Source organism: Pseudoselenomonas ruminantium, assembly GCF_900113715.1.
Taxonomy (GTDB): Bacteria; Bacillota; Negativicutes; order Selenomonadales; family Selenomonadaceae; genus Selenomonas_A; species Selenomonas_A caprae.
Window position 1 is genome coordinate 58,748 of record NZ_FOQK01000011.1, and the last position, 26,742, is coordinate 85,489.

Here is a 26,742-nt window from a genome sequence, read left to right on the forward strand (position 1 = left end):
TTCAGTCACCTCCCATAATGACATTCTCAGCTAGCAATTTGATATCTTTCGGCAATATATCCAATTGCACATCACCTGCTTTAAGGCTGATTTTATCTTTGGCCAGCATTTCGATTTTATTTCCTTCCAGTATCACGTATTTATCAGCTGTAACTTTGATTTTGTTCGCTGTAACAATGTGAATCCCACTCCCTGACATGTCAATGAATGTATCTTGATGTTTCGTAATCAGATGCACGCTATTGTCGGTCAGCAGCAGTTCCTTGCCACCTGGAGCGCGCAGGGTTTTGTTGCGGGTATTGGCTGGCGGTGCGGCGTTTATGGTGCTGATGCAGAAGGCATCCTTCTCCTCCTGCGTGGGGAAGAATACGCGGACATAGTCGCCCTCACTTGGCATCACATACCAGCCGCTGCCATCGCTGGAGGAATAGGTCGTCGCGTATGGGAACCACTTGTTTGCCGCTTCCTCATAGGCCGCATCGACTTCAAGGAAATGTACTTTCACTTTATCCTGCCGGACATCCTTTACCTGACCGGTCAAAACCATTCCGGCACAGGTCGGGTTCTTCTGTCTGGCTGCCAGCAGGCTCTTTTCTCTAGCCAGCCGGTAGCGCATATGCAGCATACCGTCTAGCAATCGGCCTGATACCGCAGCAATGCGATAGGATTTTCCCTTCCAGGACACAGCCGTTCCCAGCGGCAGGTAATTGTCCGTCTCGACCCGAAGCGAGACAAAGTCTTCAGCTATCGGCTGTCTGCCGGCCACGAGGGAATTTTCCTGCCATAGCTGCCACCTCGCCTCTTGATAGCGCCGAGAAGTCTCCACCCATGCCGGGATTTTTTCTTCTTTCGCCTGCGTTGGCAGTCCGATTGACAATCCGGGTTTTTCTGCCGCACAGTCTGTGAATACAGGCACGCCAAAGCGTGACGCCATCCGCCGCGCAAACTGCCAATCAGTTTCATCCAGCTGCAGCACGAATTCGCCAATTGCCTTATCGGGCACATTCATGCGGATTTCCGCCTTGGTGTCCATGCCATTTTGCTGACAGGCTGCCCGCAGGATTGCACCATACGTCTGCGTCAAATCCTGAAAGGACTTCCGCTCTTTCTGCAGATCCAGCAGATATGAGGTGTCAGCCAGCAGCATTTTCGCCAGGCAATACTCTGCCGTTTCCTCCATATGTATGCGCAGGATATAGCCACAGAACAGCGTCTTTTCTCGGCCGTCTACGCCAGCTGCCGCAATCGTCACTAAAGTCTCTGCCGACTGCGGCATAAACCGCAGCATTTCTTCTTTGTCCACCTCAGCTGCCAGCTTGACGAAAGCATGGCAATTAGGGCGATGATGGATGCTCATTTCCTGCAGCCGTTTTAGTTTGATGCCTTTGACTTGCAGGCATTGATGGATAATTTTCATGCCTTGCCTCCTATTTCGATGGCCTTGGCGCCCATGCCGATTTCGTGGGCATCCATATGGATGTTCGAGTCCGCCACCTGCATCGTGATACTGTCATCGGCCTTCACTACGACGCCTTCCTTGCCCTCAATATCAATATCGCCCTGTGAGGAAACGATTACGGGCCGGGTTGAGTAGACTTGTACGCCCTTGCTCTGCGAAATGCGGATAAAACTGTCTGCGGAGGTGCAGTCCAGCGTGATGCCATCTTCATCCATCAGCACATTGTTGCCGCCTGGCGCCCGGAAATATTTATTGCGTTCAGCTGGTGCCGGCGCTTGGTTGACAGCACTGGCACCAAAGGCCGCCGCTTCGTCATGCGAGGGGAACAGGATGCGGACCTCATCCTGCGGCTCGGGCATGACATACCAGCCGCTGCCATCTTCCGAGGAATAGCCCGTCGAATACGGAAACCATGTGCTGCTGCCAGAGTCATAGCTGTCATCCATCCCCTCGAACCATACCTGGATACGGTCGCGTTCCACCGCCTGTACCTTACCCTTGCTTATCCTTCCGCCACAGGATGGATGCTGGCGCAGCGGCAAACGCAGTCCACGCGGATCAGCCAGTTCATAAGTCATATGCAAAAGCCCATCGCGCAGTGTGCCATATACCCGGCTGATGACATACGTTTTCCCCCGGAATTCCGCCGTATCACCCAGGCATGCATACACATCCGCTTCGCAGGTGATACGCGCAAAATCCTGCATCAGCGCCTTCTGCCCCGCCTGCCCTTGATTCAGCCGATAACGCAGGTAGCTGCAGTTATCCTGCTGATAGACGGCTGCCGCCGCGTCCAGTTTGATGCTCTTCCCGCCAGCCGGCAGCCCCACGGACAGGGATGGCTTTTCCTCACGCAGCCGCGTGAAGACGGCTGTATGGAAATGCGAGGCTAGTCGCTTCGAATACGCCCAGGCCGTCTCCTGCATCTGCGCCAGGAATTTACCGATAGGCTTATCGGGCACGCCAAAGCTCAGATTCGCTTCTACCCCAGCCTGCGCATAAGCACGCTGCAAAACCTCCCGATAGGTCTTCGTCAAGTCCTGATACGTCTGATCCTGCCGCTTGATATCCAGCGCGCAGCACATATCGTTGAGCGTGCACGTGACGACAGCATAATCACCGTTGCATTCATAATCCAGCCCAACCAGATACCCGCAGAAAAACCGCTTCCTTTCTCCGCTGCTATCCTCTGCCCAAAGGCTTACGATCTGCTTATCGGCACGGGGAATGAAATGCTCCATTGCTGCAGCAGTTGTTTCCCCTGTCACTTTGACGGTTCCCAACGCATTGGGCGCATGCCAAAGTTCCAACGACAGGATTCTCTGACAAGGAATCCCCTCCATATATAGTGATTCATACGCTATGCTCCACACACTTCTGCCTCCTTTGCTGACGGCACTTTGACAAAATGAACGCCCATCGGTCCCCGTGCCAATATCTGCTCAGCGGCCGCCAGGGAAAAGAACCAATACACGACATGTTTCCCCTCATACCTGGCCACCTGCCGACCCTGCAGGCATTCCGGATGGATCCGATATCCATCCCCGCGTATTTCCAGACAATCGGCAGACGGTAAATAAGGAATCCAATAGGTTAAACTCTTGCCACGCGGGGCAGCCGGCAAAAGCGTCAAAGACTTTGTCTCCACCGCCGGAGCCAACGACCGGAACAAGGCAATCATTTTCTTGCCCACCATAAACGTGGGCGCAAACAGGAAATCGCAAAACTCCAAGCCGCGTTTTCCTTCATAACAGCCGACACGATCCTGTAGCCGAGCAAAATCCCGGCCCGTCATCATCGGCGGATATTCCCGCCAGGGTATTCCCGCGGGCCGGACAGGACACACGAGATCTTCATCGGGACGGAGCTGAAACCAAGGTTGCTCTAGCATAATCGTCTCCTCACATAATCCTAACTATAATCATTCCCTATAGAACTATAATAAATGAGAATTAGTATTCATTAAAAAGAATCTGAAAATACCGTGAGAATCTAATCCGGGCATAAAAAAAGCACCCCTCTATGTTGCGTGAACATAGAGGGGTGCTTTACCACACAAGGTGGTCAAGCGCGGAGCTTACTGCTCCTGCTTATTCTCTTTTTTCTTGACAGCCGTGCGGATGGAGAGCTCGCGGAGCTGTTTCTCCTCAACCGGCGACGGTGCAGCCGACATGACGTCGCGGGCACTCTGGTTTTTCGGGAACGCGATGACATCGCGGATGGAATCGCGTTTTGCCATGAGCATGACGAGACGGTCAAGACCGAATGCCAGGCCACCATGTGGCGGCGTACCATACTGGAACGCATCCATCATGAAGCCGAACTTCTCATGTGCCTGCTCATAGGTAAGGCCGAGAGACTCGAATACCTTCTCCTGCAGCTCTGCGTTGTAGATACGCAGCGAACCGCCACCGACTTCGACGCCGTTGAGGACCATATCGTAAGCCTTAGCTTTTACGCGGCCCGGGTCGGACTGCAGATACTGGATATCCTCGTCACGCGGTGCCGTGAACGGATGGTGCATAGCCTTCCAGCGTTTCTCCTCGTCGCTCCACTCGTACATCGGGAAGTCGACGACCCAAAGGAAGCGCAGGGCATCCGGATCGATGAGGTTGCGCTCTTTACCCATCTCAAGACGGAGCTGGCCCAGAGCCGTATCGACAACGAGGCGCTTGTCGGCAACGACCAGCAGCAGGTCGCCCGTCTTAGCGCCCGTAGCCTCAGCGATCTTGGCAAACGTCTCATCGCTGTAGAATTTCTTGAACGGGCTCTTGATGCCCTCTTCGCTGTACTGGATCCAGGCAAGGCCCTTCGCGCCATAGATCTGGACGAACTTGACGAGATCATCGAGGCGGCGGCGCGGAATGTCAGCATAACCGTCAACCTTGATGCACTTGACCATGCCGCCGTTTTCGATAACGGCGTTGAATACCTTGAAGTCCGAACCTTTGACGAACTCGGAGATATCCATGAGCGGCATATCGAAGCGGAGATCCGGCTTATCGGAACCGTATTTGTCCATAGCCGTATCCCAGTCCATGCGCTCAAACGGCGTCTCGATCTTCGCACCGATAGCCTTCTCGAACATCTCTTTGGCGAGCTCTTCCATCAGGCCCAGGATCTGATCCTGATCCATGAAGGACATCTCGATATCGAGCTGCGTGAACTCCGGCTGACGGTCAGCACGGAGGTCCTCATCGCGGAAGCAGCGGACAATCTGGAAATACTTCTCGAAGCCAGCGACCTGCAGGATCTGCTTGAAGATCTGCGGGGACTGCGGCAGAGCGTAGAACTCGCCCGGATTTACGCGGCTCGGAACGAGGAAGTCGCGAGCGCCTTCCGGCGTGCTCTTGCAGAGCATCGGCGTCTCGATCTCGAGGAAGCCGTTGCGGTCAAAGAAGTCACGCATGATTTTCGTGACGCGGTGACGCAGCATGATGTTCTTCTGCATCTCCGGACGACGAAGATCCAGATAACGATACTTGAGGCGAATCTTCTCATCGACATCGACACCATCCTGGATGTAGAACGGCGGCGTTTTCGCCTCATTGAGGATACGCAGCTCAGCGCAAACGACCTCAACTTCACCAGTCTCCATATTCGGATTGATGGTCTCTTCGCTGCGGGCGCGGATTTTACCGCGGACAGCGATGCAGAACTCGTTACGCAGGGACTCAGCCTTGTGGAACGTGCCTTCATTCATGGAAGCTTCATCGAATACGACCTGCACAAAACCGGAACGGTCACGCATGTCAACGAAAATCAGACCACCATGGTCACGACGACGGGAGACCCAGCCGCACAGGACGACTTCCTGGTCAACGTCGGTTTTGCGAAGTGCACCGCAGTGATGCGTGCGCTTCATGCCTTGTAATGTTTCCATTAACCTTTCACCTCAGCACATAGCTTTTCTATTATTGTATCAAAAGAAACCTTCTGCTGCTCGCTCTTTTCCATATCTTTGAGCATCACGCAGGATTCTTTGACTTCGTCTTCACCGATGATCAGCGCAAAGCGGGCATTGGCCTTGTTTGCCTGTTTCATCTGGGCCTTCATACTGCGGCCCGCATAATCCATACCAGCTTTGAGTCCAGCCTGGCGCAGCTGCGTCAGCAGCTTGAACGCCGGCCCCTGAGCCGCATCGCCAAGCGCTACTACATAGGCGTCCGTCTTCTTGTCCATCTCCGGCAGCAGGTTCTGCTTCTCGAGGGCCAAAAGGACGCGCTCAAGGCCCGTGGCAAAACCAACGGCCGGCGTCGGCTTGCCGCCGATTTCCTCGATGAGGCCATCGTAGCGGCCGCCGCCAGCGACAGCACTCTGCGCGCCCAGCGGCGCGTATTTGATTTCAAACGCGGTCTTCGTATAGTAGTCAAGGCCACGGACGAGGCGCGGATCGAGCTCGAACTCGATGCCGGCATCGGTAAGATACTGCTGAACCTTGTGGAAATGCTCCTGGCACTCGTCGCAGAGGCAGTCCGTGATTTTCGGCGTATCGGCCATATACGGCTTATCCGCATCGGCCTTGCAGTCGAGGATTCTGAGCGGGCTGCGCTCGAAGCGGTCTTTGCAGTCGTCGCAGAGGTCGTCGAGCTTATCGCGGAAGTAGTCCTGCAGGACCTCGCGGTATTTCGGACGGCAGTGTGGGCAGCCGACCGAGTTGAGGCTCAGCTTAAGGTCTTTAAGGCCCAAAGAACGCAAGAAATCGATGGCGACCATGATGACCTCTGCATCAACCATCGGGTTCTCTTCGCCGAGCGCCTCGACGCCGAACTGATGGAACTCACGCATGCGGCCGGCCTGCGGACGATCGTAGCGGAACATCGAGCCGATGTAGAAGAGCTTCACGAGCGAAGAATCGCCGTAGAGCTTGTTCTGCAGATACGCGCGCACAGCCGAAGCCGTATTCTCCGGACGCAGCGTGATGCTGCGGTCGCCACGATCCTTGAACGTGTACATTTCCTTATCGACGACATCGGTGCCCTCGCCGATGCCGCGATGGAAAAGCTCGGTATGCTCGAAGACCGGCGTACGGATTTCCTCGAATCCATAGCGGCTGCAGAGCTCGCGAATCTTCTGTTCAACATAATTCCATTCGCCGACTGTATCGGGCAGAATATCCTTGGTTCCCCGCGGGGCATTGGTTAACATTCGTTGGTTTCCCCCTGTTTTCCGTAGGCCTCTTCGAGAAGCTGCCTGCGTTTTTCGATATAGATATCCACATCACGCAGATACGTCACCAAATCCTTGGCATTGAACGACGACTTCATGCGCTTGCGCGCAAAATCGACCACCTTGGTAGTCGCCGAACCGCCGATTCCAAGAATCGTCTGGTGCTCCTCCATGATCTGGATGTTATACATACCTTCGGCGCCAGGACGGCAGCAGCCTACATTCTCGAGGTCGCCGGCCATATAGCCCTGACGGTATAGATAATATGGCACATAGCCATGTTTTTCGATAAATGACATCGCGACTTCCGACATCCTGCGCGTCTCCGCATCGCCGGGGAGGTCGACGTGACGTTCCTCCATGATGAGCTTCAAGCGCGAGCCGCGTTTGAGCGCCAAAGCGTGCAGCGTAATGTCGTCCGGCGCCAGCGCCGTGACCTTTTCCATCGTATCGCGCACATCGTCCGCCGTCTCGCCCGGCAGCCCCAGGATGAGATCCATATTGATCTCGGGAATCCCGGCCGCCCGCAAGGCCTTATACATATCGACAACAGCCTCCGGCGTGTGCTGACGGCCGATGAGCTTCAGCGTGCGCTGCTGCATCGTCTGCGGATTGACACTGACGCGCGTGACATGATGGCCCGCCATCGCCTGAATCTTGGCCGGCGTGATGCTGTCGGGCCGCCCCGCCTCGACGGTGAACTCGACGACCTGGGGCCCATAGAAAGCATTATATACCATCTGCAGCATATCCGCAAAATAGCGGTCCGGCAGTGCCGTCGGCGTACCACCGCCGATGTAGATGTTCTGGACGATAAAGCCATACTGCGTCACCGCGTCGCGCGCCGCCTCGAGGTCTTTGCGCAGCACTGCCATAAATGCATCGAGCTGCTTTTCCCCCGGCAGGATATTCGCCGGGAACGAGCAATAGAGGCAGCGCGTCAGGCAGAACGGGATGCCGACATAGATGCTGATGGTCTTCTCATCCGAGGTCTTCAAAAACGGCAGCTGGCGGAAAGCCATCGGCGTGATGAGGCGGGCCTTCTGCTCACTGCAGGCAAAGTCCGTCATCAGCCGCTTGACGATAGCCTCCTCCTCCATGCCGTAGGAGATCCAGCGATGGACGATCTTCGTCGGCCGGACTCCATGCAGAATGCCCCAGGGTGCCTGGGGCATTCCGAGCTCTTCCACAAAGATATGGTAGAGATTGAGCTTTATCGTGCGGTTGACAGCGGCCCGTTCCAATTCATCGCGCTTGCCTACAGCCGTACGGCTATAGGCAAGACAGCTGCCATCCGCCCGGAACAGCAGCAGTGTCGTCTGCATATGCACACGCTCGCCCTCGACGGCCTCCGCTGCCTGCGGCAGGCGTTTGTTGACAACCGATAGCTGCTCGTAATCATAGACACCGCGCCGCCCTATCACCTCAACCTTGAACAGGCTCAGGACTTCGCGCGTTATCTTGGAAATGATTTCCTTCCTGGTGTTGAGCGTAAACGATCTGACCTTCAAGAGCTTACTGACACTCCTTGCAGATGCCGTAGAACTTCACCTGATGGTTCTCGACATGGAATCCCATCTTCTGCTCGATATCATATTCAAGGTCTTCGAGCAGGTCATCCTCAAACTCCGTGACCTTGCCGCATTTCGTGCAGATCAGATGGTGATGATGATGCTCCGACGGATTCGTAGCATTCACCTCGTAGCGGCTGCAGCCATCGCCGAACTCCATCTTCTGCAGGATACCCAAATCCGATAGCAGCTCCAGGCTCCGGTAGACCGTCGCGAGGCCAATCTCAGACTTCCTGTCCCGCAGGATGCCATGGACATCCTCGGCCGACAGATGCTCGCCCGGATGATCGAGGAAAATCTGCAGGACCGTCTGGCGCTGCGGCGTCATCTTATGCTGCCGTGCCTGCAAACGCGCCTTGAGGTCTTCCATCGTAAAAGTTTGTGCCATAATCTCAACTCCTTACATTGCTCTCATTTATGATCAGCCTATGTCGTAATTCATTCAAATACTAACATTATACCGTAACAAACATTAAATATCAAACGAATTACCAGCAAACTGCCCAATTTCACAGAAAATATCAATTGCCACTCTGGCTGCGCCCCATCGAGCGCGTAACGCTATAGACATCCTTGAGCCGGCGCAGTTTCGTCACGAGCTGGCTGACCTGCGTCGAATTGCGCACGTCAAGCCCCAGTACGATAGTCGATGTCTTGTTGCTGCGGTTCGGATTAGCATTGATGCTGTGGATGTTGATTTTCATCTCCGTCGGCACAGCCAGCACATTCGTCAGGATACCGCGGCGGTCGTTGCAGACGATCTCGAGCTCCACCGTATACTGCTTATCGAGGCCGATATCCCAGCTGACGTCAATAAGCCGCGAAAAGTCCGTATCCTGCAGCAGATTGGGACAATCCGTGCGATGCACCGATACGCCACGGCCGCGCGTGACAAAACCGACAATCGGATCGCCCGGAATCGGATTGCAGCAGCGGGCCAGGCGGACCATGACCCCGCTTTCGCCCTCAACGAGCACGCCATGACTGGATTTGGCCGTCTTGCCGTTCTGCTGCGGCTGCTTGAGCTTGGCGATCATCTGCGAGATGTCCGGCGGCGTGTTCTCCTTGACCTCTTTCTTGTGCAGCTCGATGAGCTTGGTCATGATGCCGTGCAGCGGTACGCCGCCGAAGCCCAGCGTTGCCAGCAAGTCATCCTCGCTGAGGATGTTGAACTTCTTGGCCACCTCCAGCAGGCGCCCCTCTTTCATGAGCACCTTGGGCGGATAGCCAAGATGCTTGGCCTCGTCCTTTATGAGCTCCAAGCCGCGCTCGATATTCTCCTCGCGCTTTTCCTTCTTGAACCACGAGCGGATCTTGCTGCGCGTCTCTGAAGATGCCACGATGTTCAGCCAGTCGCGGCTCGGGCCGTTGTTGGCCTTGTTCGTGATGACCGAGACGATATCGCCGTTCTTGAGCTTATGCTCCAGCGGCACGAGCTTGCCATTGACCTTGGCGCCGACGCAGTGATGGCCGACCTCGGTGTGGATGCGGTAGGCAAAGTCAATCGGGATCGATCCCTTCGGCAGGTCGACGACATCGCCCTTCGGCGTGAACACGAAGACCTCATCCGAGAAGATATCGACCTTGAGTGCCTCGAAATACTCCTTCGGGTCGGAAAGCTCCTGCTGGAGATTCACCATCTGCCGCAGCCAGTTCATCTTCTGGTCCATGGCATTACCAGCCGTAGCCCCCTTGCCCGACTCCTTGTACTTCCAGTGCGCCGCGACACCATACTCCGATACCTGATGCATCTGGAACGTACGGATCTGGATTTCGAGCGGATAGCCGCGGGTCATGACCGTCGTATGCAAGGACTGATAACCATTGGATTTCGGCATGGCGATATAGTCCTTGAACCGGCCCGGGATTGGCTTCCACATCGCATGGATAACGCCGAGCACGCCATAGCAGTCCTTGACCGTATCGACGAGGACGCGGACAGCCGAGAGGTCATAGATCTCGCTGATGTCCTTGTGGTCGCGCTTCATCTTCTTGTAGATGCTGTAGAAGTGCTTGGCCCGGCCATTGATGTCCGCCTTGATATGCGCCTCATCGAGTTTCCCGGCAATCTGCCCGATCGCAGTATCGATGAACGTCTGCCGCTCTTTGCGTTTCTGCTTGACGTTTTCGACCAGGTCGTAATAAATCTCCGGCTCCAGATAGCGCAGGCAGAGATCCTCCAGCTCCCACTTGATATTCGAGATACCGAGACGGTTCGCCAGCGGCGCGTAGATCTCGATGGTCTCCTTGGCAATGCGCTTCTGCTTGTCGGCACGCATGAATTTCAGCGTGCGCATATTGTGCAGGCGGTCCGCCAGCTTGACCATGATGACGCGGATGTCGTTGGCCATCGCCAGGAACATCTTGCGATAGTTCTCAAGCTGCACTTCTTCCTTGGATTTGTACTGGATGCGGCCGAGCTTCGTGACGCCATCGACGATCATGGCGACTTCCTCGCCAAACATCTCCGCGATCTGCTCCTTGGTATAGATGGTATCCTCGACCACATCGTGCAAGAGTGCCGCGCTGATCGTCACATCGTCGATGTGCAGCTCCGTCAGGATCTGTGCCACATGCAGCGGATGGATGATGTAGGCCTCGCCCGAAACGCGCGTCTGCCCCTCATGTGCGGCCGATGCCAAGTCATAGGCACGCTGGATGAGCGCCGTATCCGCATTCGGCTCATACTCCTTCACCGCTGCGATAATGGATTCAATGGACACTGGTGCTTTGTCTTTATCGTTCATTTCTTTCCCCTCCTCAGCGATGACGACGATACGTCGGTGAATGCTCAAGCTCCATCCGCCCCGTTGCTTTGGGCAGATAGTAGCGGTTTTCCTCTAAATCAAGACGCAGGAGACCCAGCTCCTGGAAAATACGCAGTCCCGTGCTCATGGTATACAGGGAGATATGATGACCCCGCTGGCAGAAGCTCAGCGTGAGTTCCGCTGCCGTATAGGGGATGCTCTCCTCCTGCTGCTGGATGGCATACAGGAAGCGGTATATCTCGACCAGCTGCTCGCGCTCGGGGAATACCTTCTCCCCATCAGCGGGCCCCAGCGTATCCACCATGCACTGGAGACTGCGGCGCCCCTGCCACTCATTGACAGCCGGGCTGTAAACCATATCGATGGCCTCCGCATTGACAATCCCTGCATACTCGCTCTTGTTCCAGTACAGAGCATTGATCGGCGCCGACGTCCTGCCCACCTGGAACCGCAGATGCTGCTTCTGGCTGCCGATAGCCGCCGCCCCCATGGCACGGATGCCGCGGCAGCCGAACAGCGGCTTGGGATTGCCCATGCCATAAGGCTCGAAGAGTGCCAGCTCATCGACCAGCTCGAAGGTGATATCCTCTGGTGCCAGCTCGAACTCCACCTTGACCTTCGGGATATAGTCATCCTCCGAAAGCGTCGCGGCCGCCACCTGCTCAAAGGCCTCGCGGAAAGCGTCAAGCTCCGGCTGCGCCACGGAAAGGCCCGCCGCCTGCGCGTGCCCGCCGAACTGGATGATGTGGCTGCTGCATTTTTTCAGCGCCTCATACATATGCAGCCCCTCGATGCTGCGGCAGGACCCCTTGCAGACACCATCCTCCTGGATGCTCAGCACGATGGCCGGTTTATAGTAGCGGTCCACCAAACGCGAAGCCACGATGCCGATGACGCCGGGATTCCAGTTCTCCCCGGCCACGACGATGGCTGGCAGGTTCGCAGGATCTTTGCCCGCCAGCTGGTCTTCCGCCAGCTTCAGGATCTCCTGCTCGATGGCCTGCCGCTGGCTGTTGAGCATATCCAGCTCCATGGCCAGATTCTCCGCTTCCTCTTTATTTTCGGCAAGCAGCAGCCGAACCCCTTTTTCTCCCGAGCCGATTCTGCCCGCCGCATTGAGCCGCGGCGCAAGCTGGAACCCGACATGACCGGCATTTATTGCCTTGTCCTGGATGCCTGCGACACGGACCAATGCCCGGACACCGGCAAACGCAGAATCCTGCATGGCCGCAAGACCTTCCTTGACGATGCGGCGATTCTCGCCCGTAAGCGGCACGATGTCCGCCACGGTGCCAAGCGCCACAAGCTCCAAATCCTGCGCATAATCCTCGTCCTCAAGCTCGCGCCATAGGGCCTGGCAAAGCTTGAAGGCCACGCCGGCACCGCAAAGCTCCTTGTCGGGATACGCACAGTCAGCACGATGCGGATTGACGACAGCCAGCGCATCGGGCAGCGTGTCCCCCGGCAGATGATGGTCGGTCACGATGATATCGAGTTTTCCCTTCATCGCCGCCACATCGTCCACCGAGGCAATGCCGCAGTCCACAGAGACCAGCAGCGTCACGCCCTTGGCGGCAATCTGCTGCAGCGCTGGCAGGTTGAACCCATACCCTTCCTTCACGCGGTCAGGGATGTGGAACGACACTTTCGCCCCGAGCGCCTTCAGATTATGCACGAGCAGCGACGTCGCCGACATGCCGTCCACATCGTAGTCGCCATAGACCATGATGCGCTCCTCGCCCTCGATCGCCTGCTTGATGCGCGCCACGGCCTTATCCATATCCTTCAGCAAAAACGGATCATGAAAGGGCTGCTTCTCCGGATGCAGGAAGCGCTCGGCGGAATCTATATCCGTAAGACCACGATGCCACAAAATCCCGGCAGCCATTTCCGTAATGCCCAATTGCCGGGCAAACGCCGCCGACTCCGGCACCGTATCATAAAGTTTCCATTCTTTCAACATTGTATACAACTCCCAGAATATATATTAGCCTATTTTAGCGCTTTTATCCATATTTTTCTAGAAAATAGAACACTTTAGCCCACATGTGCACAAAAATAATACAAAAATACGGCAGATTGACTTGTCAACCTGCCGTACCCCATTGACAAGTCAACTTCTGACCTGTCAACCCGCTGTCATCCCAGCGCAGCAGATACGACACGCTAAGGCATACTGGTTCCGCAGCAGACAAAAAGACGCCTAGAACCCGTGTGAGTTCTAGGCGCCTTTTCATGTATTTATTCCGTTACCACTTTTGTCTTATGTTTTTTCTCGCCCCAGTTGCGGAAGACAATCCAGAGCGGGCTGGCGATGAAGATGGACGAATAGCAGCCACAGCCGAAGCCGACGAGCAGGGCAAAGGCGAAGTCCTTCGTCGTGTCGCCGCCGAAGAAGTAGAGCGCAAACGTCGTGAACATGACCGTGAAGACCGTGTAGAGCGAACGCGTCAGCGTCTGGAAAACCGACGTGTTGACAAGCGTATCGATGTTGCCGCCACGGCGGAAGTGCAGCTTGAGATTCTCGCGGATGCGGTCGAAGATGACGATGGTATCGTTGATCGAGTAACCGACAACCGTCAAGAGCGCCGCGATAAAGGACGAATCGATCTGGCGCTGCGTAAACGAGAATACCGCGAGCACGATAAGGATATCATGTACGAGTGCCAGGACTGCTGCCACACCGAAACGCCATTCGAAACGATAGGCGACATAGAGGATAATCAGTGCCCACGAAACGACAAGTGCAAGCACCGCATTGGTGATAAGCTCGCCGCCAATCGTAGCACCGACTTTTTCCTCACGCAGTACCTGATAGTCAGCGACATCGGACTTGAGCGTTGCCATGACATCTTTGCGCTGGTTTTCCTCGAGGTCAACCGTGCGGATCATGACATTCTCGCCCATCGTTGCATCGGTCGCTGCGCCGTTTTCTCCCGAAAGCTGGATCGTCGAGCCCTCGAGGTTGTATTTAGCCAGGCTCGAGCGAACCTCGGCAATCGTTACCGGCTTTTCGAATTTAAGGTCGATAATCGTACCGCCCGTGAAGTCAATGCCGAAGTTGAAGCCGCGGATGCACATGCAGGCAATACCAGCGGCAATGATGATGGCCGAAAGGAGGAAGAACAGATTTCTGTGTCCAGCCAGATTGAGCTTATTCATGTTTCAGATCCTCCTTTTTCCAAAGCATATAGCCATTGGCGCCATAAGCGCTCGGAGACTCTGCGATTTTCGAATTGATCATGAGCTTGAGCATGTACTGTGACAAGGTGATGGCCGTAAACATCGACAGGATCGTACCAAGCCCCAGCGTGATGGCAAAGCCGCGGATCGTGCCCGTGCCGAGGAAGAACAGGACACCGGCCGCGATGATGGTCGTGATATTGGAGTCAAAGATTGTCGTGAACGCACGCTTGAAGCCAGCGTCCATCGACAGGCGCAACGTCTTGCCCTGAATCTGGTACTCCTCTTTGAAGTGCTCGAAAATCAGGACATTCGCATCAACGGCCATACCGATCGACAGGATGATACCGGCGACACCAGGAAGCGTCAGCGTAGCATCGAGCAGATACAAAAGACCAAGCAGCATGACCGTGTAAGCCATCAGCGCTACGTCAGCAATGAAGCCCGACAGACGGTAGAACAGGATCATGAATACGAGGACAGCGCCAATGCCAACGGCAAACGCAAACGTGGACTTGTCCTTGGAATCCTGACCAAGGGACGGGCCGACCGTGCGCGTCTCGATGATGTTGACCTTGACCGGCAGCGCGCCGCTTCTGAGGACGACAGCGAGCTGCTGTGCCTCCTCGAGCGTCTTCTGGCCGGAGATTTCGGCCTTGCCGCCGAGAATCGGCTCACGGACGTTCGGCGCCGTCAGCACCTCGCCATCGAGCAGGATGGCAATCGTACGGCCGACATTTTTTGTCGTGAGATCTGCGAACTTCTTCGCACCCTCATCGGAGAATTCGAGGTTTACGACATGCTGGCCGCTGTTCTGGTTCGTAGCTGCCTGCGCATCTTTAAGGTCAGTACCCGTCAAAACGGTATTGCCTTCCTCATCTTTGAATTCGAGCATTGCCGTCTTACCGATCGTTTTGATCGCGGCATCCGGGTCTTTGACACCCGGCAGCTCGATGATGACGCGGCGGCTTCCCTCGCGCTGGATGATTGGCTCAGTAAGGCCCAGCGCATTGACGCGTTTTTCCATGATAGTGACGACGCGGTTCATGGCGTCATCGTTGACCTTTGCGATATCTGTGTCCTCTGCCTCGAGTACGACATGCGTGCCGCCCTGCAGGTCAAGGCCCTGGCGGATAGAGAATGCCAGTGGTTTGACGCAGGCGACGAAAATGCCGATAATAGCAACGACGCAGACAATCAATTTGATGAGATTGTCTTTTCTCAACGGATTCAACCCTTTCTTGCGGGAGCATCGCTCCCAGATTTACTTTTATCTAAAAAGCAGGCACGGTAAATCACGCAGACTTACCTGCTTCCTTGGCCTCGATGAAGGCTATGACCTTATCGCGTACCTGCTTGACAGTCAGCGAATCGGTCTGGATGTAGAGATCAGCGTGCGCTCTGGCATCTGCCAGGCGCTTATGCTGTGTGACCAGCCGTGATTCATCCCAGAAGACCTGCCGTCGCTTGCGGATTGCCGGCATCGTCGCATCGATCATGACGACGATATCCGGCTGGCGCTTGGCCCAGAAATTGTGGATGCAGGAATGTTCCTGCGCGACGTTGTAGGCATCATAGCCAGCGGCGCGAAGCCCCGCGACAAGCGTAGTCTTGCCCGAGGCACAGACACCAACGATTGCGATCTTCATGGGAATCCCCTCCTTATCAATAGGGATACGTGACCTCTATCTGCTCGATGCGGGGCGGATTGGACGAGCCCTCCGTTACCCCGAGAACGAGAACGGTCATATCATCCGAAGCCTTGTCCGCATCCAGCGTCAATGCATAGTCCATGATGCTCTTGGCGATGAACGCTGCATCTTCTGCCTTATTCTTGCGGACGATTTCCATTATTTTGTCAAAGTCAGCCGCATGCCCTGTACGCTTGCGGCCCGCATGGGCAATGCCATCGGTATACGAGACGATGAGCATGCCCGCCTCCAGCGGGATTTCGTACATCAGCGGCTTCATATGCCGGTTGACGCCGATCGGTTCGACCGGTTCATCATAGACCGATTCGTAGTCTTCCGTCCTGACGATGACCGGACAGTTCGAATTGCGGCTGATGACTGCCGTCTCGGTGTCAAGATCCGCACTGACGACCGTCAGTGTGCACGACACCTTCTTGTCCTTCATCGCATAGAGATAGTCATGTACCGCGCGGGCCACAGCACCGTCGCGCGCGCCATCGGTAATCAGCTGCACCGCCTTATTGACGACCCAGCCGCTCGTATGATGTGCGGCCAGCCCATTGCCCTGCCCATCGGCGATGATGGCGGATATGCCGCCATGCGGACGCTCAGCGATATCACAGGAATCGCCGCAGACCTCCATGGCGTATTTGGCCGTTTTAGCCAGGCCAATCTTGATTTCCATAACAATCACTTACCTTTGCGTAATGGTAAAGCTCTCCTTTTCCGTGATGATGTGCTGCACGAGCGCATCATGCGGCTCCACAGGCACCTTTGCTGCCAGCTGGCAGGCAAACGCCAGCGCGCAGCGGTACGCCTGCGGCGCTTTTTCGGTCATGAACCGGTCATAAAAACCAGCGCCAAGGCCCAGACGGTGCCCTGACCGGTCAAAAGCAGCACCGGGCACGATGATAAGATCGATGCATTCTGCCGCCACCAGCTCCCGCTTTGACTTGTCAACGGTCAAAATACCGAATTGACCTGTCACGAGTGCCGCCATTGACGGCAGGCGCACAGCCGCCATCGTCCCCTTGCCCGTGATAAGCGGCAGGCAGACGGTCTTGCCAGCGGCCAATGCCCGCTCCATAAGGTCATAGAGCTGCACCTCATCGGGCATCGAGGCATAAAGGAACACCGTTTCCGCCCGCTGGTAAACCGGCAGCGCATAGAGCTTCTGGAGCATCTGCTGGCTTGCCGCCGCGCGGCACTCCGGCGTCAAGGCCTTGCGCCGCGCGGTCATCTGCGCCCGCAGGGCTTTCTTGGCCGCCTTTATCACAGCCGTCATCGTCAGGCCTGCTTATCCTGCGTGAGGTTGGCGTTGATGGACGAGCGGGCGACCTCGATGACCGTATGCTCGGCGATCTTCAGCTCGACCTTCGTATCGTCGATGGCGACAATCGTGCCGTAGATACCGCCAATCGTCATGACGCGGTTGCCCGTCTTGAGACTGTCCAGCATGCTCATGCGGCGTTTCTGCGCATTCTTCTGCGGACGGTACAGCAAAAAATAGAAAATCGCTACCATGATGATGATTGGCCCCCAAGTGCCGAGGGCAGCTGCCATTTCTGGACTCATAAAATCAACTCCTCTTTATTTCTTGTTATAGTTATTCAGGAAGTCCGTACGGAACTCCGTGAATTTCCCATCGATGATGGACTGGCGCATGCGGCGCACAAACTCTTCCAGGAAGTAGAGATTATGCAGCGACAGGAGCCGCAGGCCGAAGATCTCGCCAGCGCGCACCAGATGGCGGATATACGCACGCGTGTAGCCATTGCGGCACGCATAGCAGCCGCAGCCCTCCTCCATGACATTGTGGTCATGGGTGAACTGGGCATTCTTCATGACGAGGCGTCCCGTCCAGGTCATCGCCATGCCATTGCGGGCGACGCGCGTCGGGTAGACGCAGTCGAACATATCGATGCCGCGCATGACACCCTCGACGAGATGATCCGGCGTGCCGACGCCCATGAGGTAACGCGGCTTGTTCTCCGGCAGAAGCGACGTCGAATAGTCAAGCATCTCGTACATGAGCTCGGGCGGCTCGCCGACGGAAAGACCGCCGACCGCATAGCCTGGGAAGTCCATGTCAACAAGTGCCTGGGCATGCCATTTGCGCAGGTCTTTGTACATACCGCCCTGCACGATGCCGAAGAGGCCCTGGTTCAGTGCCGTCATCGTCTTCTTACAGCGCTCAGCCCAGCGCAGCGTGCGCTCACTGGATTTTAACGCATAGGTATGGTCGGCCGGATACGGCACGCACTCATCAAAAGCCATGACGATATCGGAGCCCAGGCACATCTGCACCTGCATCGATACCTCTGGCGACAGGAATTTCTTTGAGCCGTCAATATGCGAACGGAACGTCACGCCCTCCTCGGTAATCTTGCGCAGATCGCCAAGCGAGAACACCTGGAACCCGCCGCTATCGGTCAGGATCGCGCGGTCCCAATGCATGAACTTGTGCAGGCCGCCGGCCTCTTTGACAAGCTCCATGCCCGGACGCAGGAACAAGTGATACGTATTCGATAGGATAATGCCGGCTCCCAGATCCTTGAGCTCGTCGGGGCTTACGCCCTTGACCGACGCCTGTGTGCCGACCGGCATGAATATCGGTGTAGGGAAACTGCCATGCGGCGTATGGATGATACCCGCACGCGCCCCCGTCTTTTCATCTTTGCGAATCAATTCATAGGTAATCGCTGTCAAACAAAAACCTCCATTTGTTGAATAATTTTGATACAAACACACTTTTCCCTTTGGAAACGCCCAAGGGGGGTTCAAAAAAGTGTATTCGTGTGCGAGTACCGAGAAGCCTTGCTACGACTAAGTTCCGAGCCTTTTGCAGTATCCTCGGGACAATGTCCCAGAGCATACCTTATCTGATTGCAACCTCTACGAACTCACATACTAATCATTCTACCATAAAATAAGAAGGGAATACAAGAAAATTGGCACGGGACTTTGCCCGCGCCCCCTCTCTCCCTATACAAGTCTCAATGTTTAACATTTTTGCAATTCTCCTGCATACACCAGTTTTGTTCGCTCATCGAATAATACCCACAGAATTTCGTCAAATGCCTCCGGATGTTCCTCTACGACTGCCCTAACCGTCTGTACTGCAATTTCCGCTGCCTGTTGTACGGGATACGAATATACCCCTGTTGAAATTGATGGAAAAGCCACGCTACGGATACCATACTCCATGGCCAGCTCCAGCGAATGCCGATAGCAACTGGTCAGCAGTTCTGCCTCACTATGAGTACCACCATGCCATACCGGCCCTACTGTATAAATTACATAGTTACATGGCAACCTGTATGCCTTGGTGATTTTTGCCTGTCCCGTTTTGCAGCCATTGAGCATTCGGCACTCTGCTAGAAGCTCCGGGCCTGCCGCCCGATGGATAGCTCCATCAACACCACCGCCGCCAAGCAGGCTCTCATTGGCAGCATTAACAATTGCATCGGCGTAATGCTTTGCTGTAATGTCTCCTAACTCAGTTCTGATTACGGTCATACCGCACCTCCGTTTTTCCTAACCGCTGCACTCAGCACCTTGCCTATTGGTTCCCGAATGACCAGATTAGCACTCATATCTGCCTTGGTAGCAGTTTTATTGATAATCACCAGATTATCGCCCCGAAAATAATCCAATAGGCCTGCCGCTGGATACACAGCCAACGAAGTGCCGCCTACAATAAGCGTATCAGCCTTGCGAATTGCCCGCACAGCGGCTTCGATTACCAGTTCATTGAGTGCTTCTTCATATAAAACCACATCTGGCCGCACGATGCCGCTGCAGTCTTTACAAATAGGAACCGGCTGGTTTTGCAGGGCATATTCCAGTGCATATTGCTTGCCGCAGTCCATACAATGCCAGTGCATAATTGAGCCATGCAGTTCGCACACACTTTCACAGCCAGCGCTTTGATGGAGGCCATCTATATTTTGAGTGACCACTGCCAGCAGCTTTCCTTTGCTTTCCAGATCAGCCAAAGCATAATGCCCTGCATTGGGCTTGGCATCAAGGAATACCATCTTGGCAAAGAAAAAGTAAAAAAAATCATGTGGGTGGTCACACAGAAAGGTGTGCGATACCATCTCTTCCGGGCTGAACTTTCGGTTAAGTTTTTGGTTGTATATACCGTCAGCACTGCGAAAGTCTGGTATGCCTGACTCGGTGGACATACCGGCACCGCCAAAGAATACCATATTGGAACTGGTGGCCATAATTCTCGCCAGTTCATCAATCTTGCTCATTGTCTGGCACCTCCATCATGGTACAATCATTTTTTCTCAAACCGATATTTTTGCCCTGCCTGCGGGTATTTCTCGTGGTCAACCTCGCTCATGAACATATCCAGTGGCCGACAGTATATACCATAACTGCCATAGAGTGCCTGATACACGCAGTAAATCTCCTGCGACTCTGTGTGCATGACAGGACACGCCACAATCTTATACTCGTTATTCTTGAAGTGGTGCCATACTTCTCCACTTTGCGGTATTGCCCTGCGATACTTGGCACCGAGCAATCGCCGCTGCTCCTGATTTTCTTTCATTTCTTCCATCAACACTTCCTCCCTAGGCGCACATAGTGGGATGACATTTATGACTGGTTCTTCATAGGGATGGACAGTTCTTATAGCCCGTAAGGTGCTGTTCAGCTTGTCGCTGCTGACATTGACCTCTACCTTGAGCTCCTCTGCCTCACTCACTGTGCCTTCAGTTCCATTATACGGGCTGGCTCCCTGAAGCGGTCTCCATGTACCCTTGACACGCGAGTAAGACAAGCAACTGTCGTAATTGCCAATATGCCCGGCATCAACGGATTGCAACGCACTTTGCAACATAGAAAAATGTGATTCTGGTATGTATATTTCCAGTTTAAACCAATCCATCGCTATTCCTCGCCATCTCCAACAGATGAGCCAGCCCATCTGCAAACTTCTCATTATCTGCCCTGGTGCGTTTATCTGGGCCTTTCAGATGCACTTTCTTCTTTGCTCGTCTGGCTTTTTTCGCCATATGACGCTCCATCAGCAGGCGGTCGATGTTTTCAACAGTATACTGCCAGCCATTCTGATGTATGGCGTAGGCCCCCTTTCCCAGCGCCATCGCCGCCACGCCGTAGTCCTGGGTTACCACAACATCACCTGTCCGACACAGATTGACAAGAGCAAGGTCTACCGCATCCGCTCCGGCATCGATTACCCCGACTTCGCTATAAGCCGAATGCAGCACATGATTGGTGTCGCATAGGAGCGTAACGGCTACGCCATATTTTTTCGCTACCTGCTCCGTTTCTTTCACTACAGGGCAGGCGTCAGCATCAACGTAAATACGCATCAGACAAGATTTCCCTCCAGATGATCCTATTCTCACTTCATCTTCAAATCAAGCAGCACCTTGTCTGTCTCCCACGGCGATATGACCGCATATCCAATACCCGCTCCATCCAGGACGGCCTTGATTTCCTCATCCTTCATCTTAGCCAGCTCCAGATTGGTTTACTTCCGTCCATCAATGCTGATGAATTCGTCATTCCTGTGGAGCAGATACTCAACGTTGTCAAACTTGGCATGCTCGTGCATCACCAGCTGGTCAAAGAGCTCATCCGGCGTATTGTTGTAGATGATGTTCAGCGGCAGGGGCGAATCACAGACCGCATACTCCACGCCATACCGCTCCAGCGTCTTCAGCCTATGCACCTGCTCGGCAAAGAGATACAGCTGGTCTTGCACTATGTCCGTAGCATTCTGGTACCAGAGCCACTTTGCATATTCACCTACCAGCTCCGTTTTATGCCCCTTGCGCTTCAGCTTTGAAAAAATATCTGCGGCGATGGTGCTCTTACCGATACCTGCACCGCCGTAAAAATTCAGCACCTTCAACTAAAAACTCCTGTCCGTTCTTAGAATTTTACAATAATCATTATACACCACAGAAGGGCTGTTCTCTACCATTACCGTACCAAAAAGACTGCCCAGCATATTGCCAGACAGCCAACCAAATCCCTAAATTTTAATTTTCCTCTACCACCACGCTGTTTTACATCCGCATCAATCCTCCGAGCAGTTGTTATTATCCTTCCGCCTCAGACTTCAAAAAGTCCAGCACCGTCCACTCCATTCGTTTTATACGTTCCCGAATGTCAGGCTGTTCAAGGAACACGCCGTCTATTTCCTGCTGCTTTGCTGGCGGCAAGGACTCATAAAGCTCAGGAATCTCTTTGAAGAACTCAGCCGAGAAGATGCCGTGTCCCATGCTCTTGCCCCAGTCCATGTGTCTATATATGCTGTTTAGTCCGTTCAGCAGATTCTCCCTGTTCTCCGGCCAGGCATCCGTCCCCACGCTAGAAAAGATTTTCTTCACGATGGCGTTGTTCCTCTGCCCTTCCTTTATGTTGGCAAGTCTGGCACTCTCCATATCGTCCAGCAATTCAACCAATGATTTGCCCATGCTTGTGCCTCCTAAACCTCAGTCCCACAATGCACCGATGTACTTGACGAACGGCGTTCCACTCTTCCTCTGTCATCGGGTAGCCATCCTCCTTGGTTGGAACGCCATACCTGTCCATGTGGCGGAACTGGCGGACACCGTTAGCTATATCCTTAGCCAGATAGTCCACGAGGTTCCAGACCTGGTTCTTCTTGTAGTGACGGCCACCGTACACTTTCCTAAGTTGCTTCTTTCTCAACTTCCGATTCCCCCTTTCTGCAAGTTGGTATCCTGCTTGTCTGCATAGAACTCCTCGACCTGCTCCTTCTGCGACATCTCGCCCTTTATCCGACTGTAAAGGCGGTTCTCCTCGCACCACGAGCATCTGCCATGGTTGCGGCACCATAAGTCAACGGCTTTCGCTCCTCTGTACGGCCTGCGATGTTCAGCGTTCTTCTTGCGGTTGTTCTTCTCTAAATGCTCGTCGCGCATTGGCTCCCCTCCTCCAACAGATATTCTCTCTTTCTGATAAGCATATCATATAGGTTTGGAATGGGGAAGAATCTATTTTGTAAGCTTTATAGCAGTTACTCCCTCATTCTCAGCCAAATCTTCTACTTTTATCAAAATTCGCTAATGCCACCGCAGATCCAGCTATTCTGGCTATTTTACACTGTTCGCGTACTGGCATTAAATCAGCACAAGGTCAGAAAACAGCGTCCCTGAAGCCGGCCGATACTTCTTAATCATCATAGTCTCAGCCATTCTGTATTCTCGCTTGTTTATAAGCCTCTGCCGTAGAAATGACCTTAGCACCACCATTATCACTTGATAGCGGGCTTCACGCCGTAACATTCTCCGAGTCATCTTTAACACCAAACCTTTCTGCAATGTAACACCGATGCGAACAATACTTACGTCCTGACCTGCCATGAAATTCTTTTCCGCAGTGAACGCATACGGCGTTTGCCTTCATCAGCTGCGTATGATGATTCCACCACCTTATCCGGCAACCATCAGAGCAAAATCTCTTTCTTTTACTGGTCTGCCCAGGCTCAATCGCATGTCCACACTGCAGGCATACCTGCCCCCGTGCTTTGCTCGGTACATTATTTCTGATGCAATAAAACTTAACCGTACTAAGCGGTATGCCCAGCTGACGGAAAAACCTGCCATAGCCCATCCCAGAGATTCTAAGTTGTGTGATATCTTTCTTTACATTGTCAGTCATGCCGATTCACTCCTTCCAAGGTTTACCATAATTTATCACTCAACAACGGCATTTAGTCAACGCTATAATCCAAATGGGAAAAAAATAAGTCCATCGCAGTATAAACCGCAGTGGACAGCAGTAATATTGACAATAAATCTCATTGCTTCACGCTCTGCACCAGCTTGAAAAGGCTGCGAACAGAAGTCATAATTGAATTCCATGTTACATCACTAGCATAGGAGAACTTCTTTTGATAAGCTGCCCAGAGTTTCACCATATTCATATCAGCTTCAATCTCATCAAGAGCAGCAACCGCATCGGCCAGATATTTCTCCGTATTTCTTTTCCGAGCCGTTGCAGTAAGTGCTGCACTAAGATCAGCTGGAACAATAGTTTGACCGTAAAGCTGGCTTAACATGTGCAAATCGTAGAAATCCCTCATTCGCGTGTTGGTTATCGAACGGGATACCACCGTTTCCAGCTTCTCTGCCAGAACAGTTTCCAGATTGTACGCCCAAATATCAATGGATCGCTCCTCCAGCATCAGCTTGAATCTGTACCGTACCTCACGGGGCGTAATTGCATCGCCGGTTGAGATATCAATTTTAAGCGGTGTCCTTACGCCATCAAACCTTGTTTCCATACTTACACGTATGCCAGGATATTCAGCTTCATCCATAATCTCCGAGATTCGCTTGACCTGAAATTCCACGCCATCATCCATTGGCACTGAAACAATAGTAGCGATCATTTTCTCTACATCCTCAACGTTGACATTGATGCCTTTTATGGTGCCGTCAATATCCATAGTTGCGCGGGACTCAAGACCAATCATTGCCGCTACCAGCATTCCGCCCTTGAGAATGAATTTGTCACGATACTCTGAAACTGAAATGCGTTCCAAGAATCGCTCCATCATGTAGTTTCTCATCAAAACTTGCGCATCTGCTGATTTGCTTCTGGCGAGATTGCGAATCCGGTCTTTGAGCTGCCAGGCTGTCTTTATCATAAAAGTACCTCCAAGTACTGTCGTAAAATTTTTTCTACATGAAACATCTTTGCATTTCGCATCAGCTTACGCAAATCTTTCTCCCTGCTCCTTGCATACTGCTTGAGTGCATCTTGAAATGTCTGCATTTCAATGCTGCTGCGGCTGCGAATCAGGTCGCAGATGGTGCGTTCTGCATCATAGACAGGGACAGCATTGCCAAAGGGCGTATCCATCATGATAAGTCCTACATCATGCAGTTCTTTTTTGATGGTATAGACTTTGATTCCATCAGCCTTCAGGCTGGCAGGATTATAGCCTGTTTTTACAGTGACCGAATATGGACTTGGTTCCCGGTCAGTCAGGTCATGGAAGAACAATGCGCTTTCGTGAGAGAATACGGCCTGACTGCAGCGCAGGTGCAGCATATACATGCTATCTGTCCAGGCATCAGGCGAAACATAGATTCCATGTGCTGCCTGCTCTATACCACGCTGTCTGGCATAGGCGTAAAAAGATGTTTTTGTGATGCCATTTTCCAGAACCTGAGCCGTTTTGACAATTCCATTATTTCTCTCAAAAAGCAAATCGAGCTTTTCTGATGCTTTCACGCTACCACTCCCTTCCTGCTAATATCATAATTCAAATTAGCAAGAAAGTAAATGCTTCAATATCTCCCTTCACCCCACCGCCTTATGCGACTTCCTAATAACACAAAAACACCTCGAAGCCCCTTATTTCATAGGGGTTCGAGGTGTTTCACACTCTATATTCCTGTATCAATTCGGCTATGATTTTGTCCATTCATTTACCATAAAAACAAAAATTGGCACGGGACTTTTGCCCGTGCCGTTTGTACGATCAGGAATGCCCAGCCGCCAATGCTTCACTTATCATAGTTTTCTTTCTCATAGCTGACGAATTCTGCAAGATGTTCGATACGTATCCCCTCATGATGCTCCCCGTCTTGCCACGCCGCCATGATGCGTTGGAACACGATGGGGAAATCTTCCTCCGAGAGATTCTGCAGGAACACAAAGAACTGATTGGGCTTATTCCGAAGAATCATATCGCTTTTGCGCAGCGTATCCTGCAAGCAGAGCCCGAACTTATCCGCAGACTCCAGCAGACTATGGGGATGTGCCCCGGCAGTATCATCCTCTGTCAGGATGAACATCAGCTTGACGGCCAGGCCGCCATAGCGTTTGTAGAATTGGCGGATGAAACGATAGAACAGCGCAAACTGTTCGAGATTCAAAAGCAACGCCCCGCCGCGGCTGTGCCAGTTCTCGACAATCTGGGTGATGTGGGCAAACTCTTTTTTGATATCACTGTCACCAGCTAACGCAATATCTTCACCCTGGCCATAGATTTTGCAGTCTTTCTTGCCACTTTGTTTTACCTTGTAGAGCGCACTGTCTGCCAACGGGAACAGCATCTCATAGTCGCGTCCGTGTTCCGGCACCAGGGCCGCGCCTATCGAAATGCTCAGCGGGATTGCAAAACCATCGCCTGTTAGCTTCACGGCTTCTTTGAGCAATTGGCCATTGAGTCGCTGATGCAGGCTGTTTAGCGCATTTTGCTCGTTCATGTTGCCGAAAAAGCCCATGAATTCATCCCCGCCGATCCTTACGATAACATCCTGTGCCCGGATATTGCGCCGGATCACATCGGCAAAAGCCGCTAAAAACTTATCGCCCATGCTATGCCCATAAATGTCGTTGACCTGCTTGAAATTGTCGAGGTCGAAAATCATCAGCATACCGGCCCGCTCTTCACAGAGCTTTGTCAGCTTGACCGTTCCTGCTGCTTTGTTCAAAAAACCAGTCAGCTTGTCAACCGCCGCTTCTTCTTTCAGGTTTTCGATATCTTTGGTATGTCTGACAGCATTCAAGATACGCTTGACAAGTATCTCCTTATGGACAGGTTTGCGGATAAAATCAGAGGCACCCTGTTCAAGGCTGCGCTGTTCCGCCTCACTGGTCTCCATGCCGCTCAAAAAAATGATAGGTGTCGGCTCCCGCCCCGCATCCGTTTCTATGTGCCGCAAGGCCTGATAGGTCTCAAACCCGTCCATTTCCGGCATCTGAATATCGAGCAGGACAAGATCCGGCGCGTTTTTCGTCATGAATTTCAACAGATCCCGCCCAGAGCGCAGACAGCTGACACGCATATCCTGCTCACGCAGGATATTTTTGACATGTGTCAGCGCCATTGCATCGTCATCCACTACTACAATCCAATATCCCATAGCTAT

General features: G+C 53.4%; 28 protein-coding genes. All 28 read right to left on the reverse strand.

Features of this window, described 5'->3' with window-relative positions:
• Position 1: 1 nt before the first annotated feature.
• Positions 2 to 1,417, reverse strand: a complete 1,416-nt coding sequence (locus BM181_RS07410) for a contractile injection system protein, VgrG/Pvc8 family (protein WP_075443474.1) — start codon at positions 1,415 to 1,417, stop codon at positions 2 to 4.
• Positions 1,414 to 2,832 carry a hypothetical protein gene (locus BM181_RS07415; protein ID WP_143092140.1) on the reverse strand — a complete coding sequence of 473 codons (1,419 nt, stop codon included), beginning with the start codon at positions 2,830 to 2,832 and terminating at the stop codon, positions 1,414 to 1,416. Before BM181_RS07415 ends, BM181_RS07410 begins: the two co-directional genes overlap by 4 nt.
• Complete coding sequence (locus BM181_RS07420; RefSeq protein WP_075443478.1) at positions 2,820 to 3,350, reverse strand: hypothetical protein; 531 nt, start codon at positions 3,348 to 3,350, stop codon at positions 2,820 to 2,822. The genes BM181_RS07415 and BM181_RS07420 overlap by 13 nt, the downstream gene beginning before the upstream one ends.
• A gap of 186 nt (positions 3,351 to 3,536) precedes the next feature.
• The gene (gene aspS, locus BM181_RS07425; protein ID WP_033169348.1) at positions 3,537 to 5,342 is read right to left on the reverse strand and encodes an aspartate--tRNA ligase; all 1,806 of its coding nucleotides are present in this window, start codon (positions 5,340 to 5,342) and stop codon (positions 3,537 to 3,539) included.
• Positions 5,342 to 6,607 (reverse strand): histidine--tRNA ligase, encoded by a 1,266-nt coding sequence (gene hisS / locus BM181_RS07430; protein WP_075443480.1) that lies wholly within the window; start codon positions 6,605 to 6,607, stop codon positions 5,342 to 5,344. Before hisS ends, aspS begins: the two co-directional genes overlap by 1 nt.
• Positions 6,601 to 8,139 carry a coproporphyrinogen dehydrogenase HemZ gene (gene hemZ / locus BM181_RS07435; protein ID WP_075443482.1) on the reverse strand — a complete coding sequence of 513 codons (1,539 nt, stop codon included), beginning with the start codon at positions 8,137 to 8,139 and terminating at the stop codon, positions 6,601 to 6,603. Before hemZ ends, hisS begins: the two co-directional genes overlap by 7 nt.
• Positions 8,140 to 8,143: 4 nt before the next feature.
• Positions 8,144 to 8,587, reverse strand: coding sequence for a Fur family transcriptional regulator (locus BM181_RS07440; RefSeq protein WP_075428173.1), 444 nt, complete (start codon positions 8,585 to 8,587; stop codon positions 8,144 to 8,146).
• A 133-nt stretch (positions 8,588 to 8,720) separates the two neighbouring features.
• Positions 8,721 to 10,946 carry a RelA/SpoT family protein gene (locus BM181_RS07445; protein WP_075443484.1) on the reverse strand — a complete coding sequence of 742 codons (2,226 nt, stop codon included), beginning with the start codon at positions 10,944 to 10,946 and terminating at the stop codon, positions 8,721 to 8,723.
• Positions 10,947 to 10,959: 13 nt separating this feature from the next.
• Positions 10,960 to 12,930, reverse strand: a complete 1,971-nt coding sequence (gene recJ / locus BM181_RS07450) for a single-stranded-DNA-specific exonuclease RecJ (RefSeq protein ID WP_075443486.1) — start codon at positions 12,928 to 12,930, stop codon at positions 10,960 to 10,962.
• Positions 12,931 to 13,208: 278 nt separating this feature from the next.
• Positions 13,209 to 14,129: a protein translocase subunit SecF gene (secF, locus tag BM181_RS07455; RefSeq protein WP_075443488.1), complete on the reverse strand. Its 921-nt coding sequence runs from the start codon at positions 14,127 to 14,129 to the stop codon at positions 13,209 to 13,211.
• Entirely contained in the window at positions 14,122 to 15,357 is a 1,236-nt protein-coding gene (gene secD, locus BM181_RS07460; RefSeq protein WP_173372360.1) for a protein translocase subunit SecD, read from the reverse strand. The genes secF and secD overlap by 8 nt, the downstream gene beginning before the upstream one ends.
• 88 nt (positions 15,358 to 15,445) lie before the next feature.
• Positions 15,446 to 15,799, reverse strand: coding sequence for a hypothetical protein (locus BM181_RS07465; protein ID WP_075443490.1), 354 nt, complete (start codon positions 15,797 to 15,799; stop codon positions 15,446 to 15,448).
• A 16-nt stretch (positions 15,800 to 15,815) separates the two neighbouring features.
• Positions 15,816 to 16,526, reverse strand: coding sequence for a PP2C family protein-serine/threonine phosphatase (locus BM181_RS07470; RefSeq protein WP_075443492.1), 711 nt, complete (start codon positions 16,524 to 16,526; stop codon positions 15,816 to 15,818).
• Between the two features lie 9 nt (positions 16,527 to 16,535).
• Positions 16,536 to 17,126: a 5-formyltetrahydrofolate cyclo-ligase gene (locus BM181_RS07475; protein ID WP_075443494.1), complete on the reverse strand. Its 591-nt coding sequence runs from the start codon at positions 17,124 to 17,126 to the stop codon at positions 16,536 to 16,538.
• Positions 17,127 to 17,128: 2 nt separating this feature from the next.
• Complete coding sequence (gene yajC / locus BM181_RS07480) at positions 17,129 to 17,416, reverse strand: preprotein translocase subunit YajC (RefSeq protein ID WP_075428180.1); 288 nt, start codon at positions 17,414 to 17,416, stop codon at positions 17,129 to 17,131.
• A gap of 15 nt (positions 17,417 to 17,431) precedes the next feature.
• Positions 17,432 to 18,550: a tRNA guanosine(34) transglycosylase Tgt gene (gene tgt, locus BM181_RS07485; RefSeq protein ID WP_075443496.1), complete on the reverse strand. Its 1,119-nt coding sequence runs from the start codon at positions 18,548 to 18,550 to the stop codon at positions 17,432 to 17,434.
• 294 nt (positions 18,551 to 18,844) lie between these two features.
• Positions 18,845 to 19,360, reverse strand: a complete 516-nt coding sequence (locus tag BM181_RS07490; protein WP_075443498.1) for an O-acetyl-ADP-ribose deacetylase — start codon at positions 19,358 to 19,360, stop codon at positions 18,845 to 18,847.
• Positions 19,357 to 20,103, reverse strand: coding sequence for an NAD-dependent protein deacylase (locus BM181_RS07495; RefSeq protein ID WP_075443500.1), 747 nt, complete (start codon positions 20,101 to 20,103; stop codon positions 19,357 to 19,359). Before BM181_RS07495 ends, BM181_RS07490 begins: the two co-directional genes overlap by 4 nt.
• A 26-nt stretch (positions 20,104 to 20,129) precedes the next feature.
• A complete protein-coding gene (locus BM181_RS07500) occupies positions 20,130 to 20,414 on the reverse strand; it encodes a DUF1653 domain-containing protein (protein WP_075443563.1) in 285 nt (94 codons plus the stop codon).
• A 316-nt stretch (positions 20,415 to 20,730) separates the two neighbouring features.
• Positions 20,731 to 21,192, reverse strand: coding sequence for a YaiI/YqxD family protein (locus BM181_RS07505; RefSeq protein ID WP_075443502.1), 462 nt, complete (start codon positions 21,190 to 21,192; stop codon positions 20,731 to 20,733).
• Between the two features lie 161 nt (positions 21,193 to 21,353).
• Positions 21,354 to 21,737, reverse strand: a complete 384-nt coding sequence (locus BM181_RS07510; RefSeq protein ID WP_256211322.1) for a hypothetical protein — start codon at positions 21,735 to 21,737, stop codon at positions 21,354 to 21,356.
• Positions 21,738 to 21,927: 190 nt separating this feature from the next.
• A complete protein-coding gene (locus BM181_RS07515) occupies positions 21,928 to 22,305 on the reverse strand; it encodes a hypothetical protein (RefSeq protein WP_075443504.1) in 378 nt (125 codons plus the stop codon).
• Positions 22,286 to 22,543, reverse strand: a complete 258-nt coding sequence (locus BM181_RS07520) for a hypothetical protein (protein WP_075443506.1) — start codon at positions 22,541 to 22,543, stop codon at positions 22,286 to 22,288. Before BM181_RS07520 ends, BM181_RS07515 begins: the two co-directional genes overlap by 20 nt.
• Positions 22,540 to 22,776 (reverse strand): hypothetical protein, encoded by a 237-nt coding sequence (locus BM181_RS07525; protein WP_075443508.1) that lies wholly within the window; start codon positions 22,774 to 22,776, stop codon positions 22,540 to 22,542. Before BM181_RS07525 ends, BM181_RS07520 begins: the two co-directional genes overlap by 4 nt.
• 198 nt (positions 22,777 to 22,974) lie before the next feature.
• Positions 22,975 to 23,217: an SHOCT domain-containing protein gene (locus BM181_RS15765; RefSeq protein WP_371263017.1), complete on the reverse strand. Its 243-nt coding sequence runs from the start codon at positions 23,215 to 23,217 to the stop codon at positions 22,975 to 22,977.
• A gap of 437 nt (positions 23,218 to 23,654) precedes the next feature.
• A complete protein-coding gene (locus BM181_RS07535) occupies positions 23,655 to 24,506 on the reverse strand; it encodes a nucleotidyl transferase AbiEii/AbiGii toxin family protein (protein WP_075443511.1) in 852 nt (283 codons plus the stop codon).
• Positions 24,503 to 25,096 (reverse strand): type IV toxin-antitoxin system AbiEi family antitoxin domain-containing protein, encoded by a 594-nt coding sequence (locus tag BM181_RS07540; RefSeq protein WP_075443513.1) that lies wholly within the window; start codon positions 25,094 to 25,096, stop codon positions 24,503 to 24,505. The genes BM181_RS07535 and BM181_RS07540 overlap by 4 nt, the downstream gene beginning before the upstream one ends.
• A gap of 275 nt (positions 25,097 to 25,371) precedes the next feature.
• Positions 25,372 to 26,736: a GGDEF domain-containing response regulator gene (locus tag BM181_RS07545; RefSeq protein ID WP_075443515.1), complete on the reverse strand. Its 1,365-nt coding sequence runs from the start codon at positions 26,734 to 26,736 to the stop codon at positions 25,372 to 25,374.
• Positions 26,737 to 26,742 lie beyond the last annotated feature (6 nt).